This is a genomic window from Desulfobacula sp. (assembly GCF_021107415.1).
In genome coordinates, this window is sequence record NZ_JAIOSW010000130.1 from 1 (window position 1) to 2,739 (window position 2,739).

At 47.9% G+C, this 2,739-nt stretch carries 2 protein-coding genes and 1 pseudogene; all 3 read left to right on the top strand.

What is annotated here, in order from left to right; all coding sequences use genetic code 11:
- Positions 1–1,162: acyl-CoA carboxylase subunit beta (locus tag K8S13_RS06855; protein ID WP_291461471.1), on the top strand; the 1,162-nt coding region annotated here is incomplete at its 5' end.
- 14 nt (positions 1,163–1,176) lie between these two features.
- The gene (locus K8S13_RS06860) at positions 1,177–2,319 is read left to right on the top strand and encodes an acyl-CoA dehydrogenase family protein (protein WP_291461472.1); all 1,143 of its coding nucleotides are present in this window, start codon (positions 1,177–1,179) and stop codon (positions 2,317–2,319) included.
- A gap of 47 nt (positions 2,320–2,366) precedes the next feature.
- Positions 2,367–2,739, top strand: a pseudogene (locus K8S13_RS06865) (indolepyruvate oxidoreductase); the annotation flags it as partial.

The window sequence follows — 2,739 nt, forward strand, 5'->3', positions numbered from 1 at the left end:
CGGCGGGGGAAGGCTTCATGAAGGTTTTTTTGCCTCCAAGGGAGTGGCCGGCATGTTCTTCCGGAATACGGCTGCATCCGGGGTAATCCCCCAGATATCCTGCATCATGGGGCCCTGTGCCGGCGTGTCTGTATATTCACCGGCATTGACGGATTTTATCATCATGGTGGAAAAGCAAAGCCAGATGGTCATCACCGGTCCCAAAGTCATCTATGATGTGACAGGGGAAACCGTGAACCTGGAGGAACTTGGCGGCGCCGATGTTCACAGCCGCGTTACAGGACAGGCCCATTTTGTCACAAAAACAGATCAGGAAAGCATTGAGCTGATCCGATATCTTTTAAGCTTTCTGCCATCCAATCATGATGAAGTACCCCCTTTCCGCCCCTGCGACGATGATCCAAAAAGAAAAAATGACACCCTGACAGAAATTGTACCGGCAGAGTTTAAAAAAGCCTATAATATGCATAAGGTTATTACCGAGATTACGGACAATAATGAATTCTTAGAAATCTTGCCTGAATTTGCTCCCAGCATTATTACGGGCCTGGCACGCCTTGACGGAGATACCGTGGGAATCGTTGCCAACCAGCCGTCTGTCAAGGCCGGATGCCTGGATTATCATTCCTCGGACAAGGCGGCACGGTTTATCAGGTTCTGTGACTGCTTTAATATCCCTTTGGTGAATTTAGTGGATGTGCCCGGATATTTTCCCGGGGTTGACCAGGAACATGCCGGTATCATCCGTCATGGTGCTAAAATGCTGTATGCCTATGCAGAAGCCACAGTGCCAAAGATCACACTGGCATTGAGAAAAGAATACGGAGGGGCTGTCATGGCCATGTGCTGTGCCGGAATGGGGGTGGATCTGATGATGGCCTGGCCGGTTGCCCAACTCGTTGTACTGGATACCGCAGCCGCCATCAATATCATATACAGAAAAGAAATCCTGGCAGCCGATGACCCGGATAGCTTTAAGACACAGAAAATTGAAGAATATAATTACAAATATTCAAATCCGTTTCATGCCGCTTCCAATATGCTGGTGGACCGGATTATCGAGCCGTCTGAAACCCGGACCCAGATCATACAGGGGCTGAGAATGCTGAAAAACAAGAAACGGCCAGAGCCTTTCAGGAAACACGGAAATATACCTTTATAATTTAGGAGACACAGATGGATTTTTTACTGACAAAGGAACAACAATATATTCAAAAAGCCGCCAGAGAATTTGCCATAGGGGAAATGGCACCCGTGGGCCGTGAATTTGATTTAAATGAAACCTATCCTGAAGATATTGTAAAAAAAGCAAGAGAACTGGATCTTATCGGGCTTTTCATTCCTGAAAAATTCGGCGGCCCTGGCCTGGGTTATCTTGAGCAGGCCATGGTCATGGAAGAGTTCTGGAAAGTGGACCCCGGTATCAGTCAGCAGCTTTGCTCTTTAACGTTCGGTGCAGAAGAATTCCTGCTTTTCGGTACAGACGAACAGGGTAAAAAATTTCTTGAGCCTATTTTCACAGGGGATGCTGTGATGGGGTTTGCCATAACAGAACCCGATGCAGGTTCCGATACGCTGGCAGCCAGCACAGCAGCCGTGAAAGAAGGCAACGAATGGGTCATTAACGGGTCAAAAGTCATGATTGGGAATGGAACCAAGGGGACTTTTATGCTGGTTTTTGCCGTAACTGATCCCGATGCTGCCAGATCCAAACGTCACAGCATATTTATTATTGAGACTGACAGGCAAGGATACAAGGCCGAGCCCATGCACGGTAAAATGGGATTACGCTGTTCAGACACAGCTGCCATCTATCTGACCGATGTCCGTGTGCCCGAAGAAAACCTTCTGGGAACCCGCGGGCAGGGATTTCATCAGCTCATGGCCTTTTTTGACAGAAGCCGCGCCTATGTCAGTGCCCATGGTGTCGGACTTGCCCAGGGGGCCTTAGATATGGCTGTCAAGCATATCAAAGAACGAAAACAGTTTGGAAAGCCCATCGGCAGTTTCCAGGGCGTCCAGTTTAAAATTGCTGATATGGCAGTAAAAATTGAACTGGCCAGAAACGTTATGTACAAGGCTGCCTGGCTGCTTGATAACGGGAAGGCCGATACAAACGTTACTGCCATGGCAAAAATGTATGCCTCACGCATTGCCGTTGAAGTGGTTGACGAGGCCCTTCAGCTCCACGGCGGATATGGATATTTTGATGATTATGATATCGAACGTTTTTACAGGGCGGCTAAAGTCCTTGAAATCTATGAAGGGGCAAAGGAAATCGAAAAAATGATTATCGGACGGACCATCATAGGTAGATAAGATCTACCCTGAAACTTTCCAAAAACCTAAATTTTAAGGATTCAACAATGCAAGAAAAGCTTTTATCAGGGAAAGAAGAGTTTTTATTAGGAAACGGTGCCATGGCCCTTGGTATTTTAGAGGCAGGATGCCAGATCATGACCTCATACCCCGGGACCCCGTCTTCGGAAATCCTTCCCGAGGTTGTCCGGTTTTCCAAAGCCGCCAATCTGAATACCAGTATTGAAAGGTCTATCAATGAAAAGGTAGACTTTGACAATGAGTTTGACGCAGCTATTTCCGGCAAACGGGCCTGCTGCTGCACGCAAATGGTGGGCCTGAATGTGGCGGCTGACTCGTTTATGTCTGCGGCCAATATCGGCAATAGCGGGGTACCTGGTATTGTCTCCTGTGATCATCCGAGACCCCACTGTTCCCAGA